The 2980-nt window shown below is 51.9% G+C and carries 1 rRNA gene; it reads left to right on the forward strand.

The features are described from left to right. The first annotated feature begins 67 nt into the window (after window positions 1-67). Window positions 68-2959: ribosomal RNA gene (locus ACIPZF_RS26060) — 23S ribosomal RNA — on the forward strand. The last annotated feature ends 21 nt before the right edge of the window (window positions 2960-2980 follow it).

Raw genomic sequence — 2980 nt, forward strand, 5'->3', positions numbered from 1 at the left:
TTGAGCGAAATGCGAATTTTCGGCGAATGTCGTCTTCACAGTATAACCAGATTGCTTGGGGTTATATGGTCAAGTGAAGAAGCGCATACGGTGGATGCCTTGGCAGTCAGAGGCGATGAAAGACGTGGTAGCCTGCGATAAGCTTTGGGGAGTCGGCAAACAGACTGTGATCCAGAGATCTCTGAATGGGGGAACCCACTCAGCACAAGCTGAGTATCTTGTACTGAATACATAGGTGCAAGAGGCGAACCAGGGGAACTGAAACATCTAAGTACCCTGAGGAAAAGAAATCAACCGAGATTCCCTTAGTAGTGGCGAGCGAACGGGGACCAGCCCTTAAGTTGATTTGAGATTAGTGGAACGCTCTGGAAAGTGCGGCCATAGTGGGTGATAGCCCCGTACACGAAAATCTCTTGTCAATGAAATCGAGTAGGACGGAGCACGAGAAACTTTGTCTGAACATGGGGGGACCATCCTCCAAGGCTAAATACTACTGACTGACCGATAGTGAACCAGTACCGTGAGGGAAAGGCGAAAAGAACCCCGGAGAGGGGAGTGAAATAGAACCTGAAACCGTATGCGTACAAGCAGTGGGAGCCTACTTTGTTAGGTGACTGCGTACCTTTTGTATAATGGGTCAGCGACTTATATTCAGTGGCGAGCTTAACCGAATAGGGGAGGCGTAGCGAAAGCGAGTCTTAATAGGGCGTTTAGTCGCTGGGTATAGACCCGAAACCGGGCGATCTATCCATGGGCAGGTTGAAGGTTAGGTAACACTGACTGGAGGACCGAACCGACTACCGTTGAAAAGTTAGCGGATGACCTGTGGATCGGAGTGAAAGGCTAATCAAGCTCGGAGATAGCTGGTTCTCCTCGAAAGCTATTTAGGTAGCGCCTCATGTATCACTGTAGGGGGTAGAGCACTGTTTCGGCTAGGGGGTCATCCCGACTTACCAAACCGATGCAAACTCCGAATACCTACAAGTGCCGAGCATGGGAGACACACGGCGGGTGCTAACGTCCGTCGTGAAAAGGGAAACAACCCAGACCGTCAGCTAAGGTCCCAAAGTCATGGTTAAGTGGGAAACGATGTGGGAAGGCTTAGACAGCTAGGAGGTTGGCTTAGAAGCAGCCACCCTTTAAAGAAAGCGTAATAGCTCACTAGTCGAGTCGGCCTGCGCGGAAGATGTAACGGGGCTCAAACCATGCACCGAAGCTACGGGTATCACCTTTGGTGATGCGGTAGAGGAGCGTTCTGTAAGCCTGTGAAGGTGAGTTGAGAAGCTTGCTGGAGGTATCAGAAGTGCGAATGCTGACATGAGTAACGACAATGCGAGTGAAAAACTCGCACGCCGAAAGACCAAGGTTTCCTGCGCAACGTTAATCGACGCAGGGTTAGTCGGTCCCTAAGGCGAGGCTGAAAAGCGTAGTCGATGGAAAACAGGTTAATATTCCTGTACTTCCAGTTATTGCGATGGAGGGACGGAGAAGGCTAGGCCAGCTTGGCGTTGGTTGTCCAAGTTTAAGGTGGTAGGCTGAGATCTTAGGCAAATCCGGGATCTCAAGGCCGAGAGCTGATGACGAGTTGCCTTTAGGCGACGAAGTGGTTGATGCCATGCTTCCAAGAAAAGCTCCTAAGCTTCAGATAACTGGGAACCGTACCCCAAACCGACACAGGTGGTTAGGTAGAGAATACCAAGGCGCTTGAGAGAACTCGGGTGAAGGAACTAGGCAAAATGGCACCGTAACTTCGGGAGAAGGTGCGCCGGTGAGGGTGAAGGACTTGCTCCGTAAGCCCACGCCGGTCGAAGATACCAGGCCGCTGCGACTGTTTATTAAAAACACAGCACTCTGCAAACACGAAAGTGGACGTATAGGGTGTGACGCCTGCCCGGTGCCGGAAGGTTAATTGATGGGGTTAGCGCAAGCGAAGCTCTTGATCGAAGCCCCGGTAAACGGCGGCCGTAACTATAACGGTCCTAAGGTAGCGAAATTCCTTGTCGGGTAAGTTCCGACCTGCACGAATGGCGTAACGATGGCGGCGCTGTCTCCACCCGAGACTCAGTGAAATTGAAATCGCTGTGAAGATGCAGTGTATCCGCGGCTAGACGGAAAGACCCCGTGAACCTTTACTATAGCTTTGCACTGGACTTTGAATTTGCTTGTGTAGGATAGGTGGGAGGCTTTGAAGTGGGGACGCCAGTTCTCATGGAGCCATCCTTGAAATACCACCCTGGCAACTTTGAGGTTCTAACTCAGGTCCGTTATCCGGATCGAGGACAGTGTATGGTGGGTAGTTTGACTGGGGCGGTCTCCTCCCAAAGAGTAACGGAGGAGTACGAAGGTGCGCTCAGACCGGTCGGAAATCGGTCGTAGAGTATAAAGGCAAAAGCGCGCTTGACTGCGAGACAAACACGTCGAGCAGGTACGAAAGTAGGTCTTAGTGATCCGGTGGTTCTGTATGGAAGGGCCATCGCTCAACGGATAAAAGGTACTCCGGGGATAACAGGCTGATACCGCCCAAGAGTTCATATCGACGGCGGTGTTTGGCACCTCGATGTCGGCTCATCACATCCTGGGGCTGAAGCCGGTCCCAAGGGTATGGCTGTTCGCCATTTAAAGTGGTACGCGAGCTGGGTTTAGAACGTCGTGAGACAGTTCGGTCCCTATCTGCCGTGGACGTTTGAGATTTGAGAGGGGCTGCTCCTAGTACGAGAGGACCGGAGTGGACGAACCTCTGGTGTTCCGGTTGTCACGCCAGTGGCATTGCCGGGTAGCTATGTTCGGAAGAGATAACCGCTGAAAGCATCTAAGCGGGAAACTTGCCTCAAGATGAGATCTCACTGGGATCTTGAATCCCCTAAAGGGCCGTCGAAGACTACGACGTTGATAGGTTGGGTGTGTAAGCGCTGTGAGGCGTTGAGCTAACCAATACTAATTGCCCGTGAGGCTTGACCATATAACACCCAAGCAATCTGCT

The organism is Pseudomonas sp. NPDC089752 (assembly GCF_044748725.1).
Lineage (GTDB): Bacteria > Pseudomonadota > Gammaproteobacteria > Pseudomonadales > Pseudomonadaceae > Aquipseudomonas.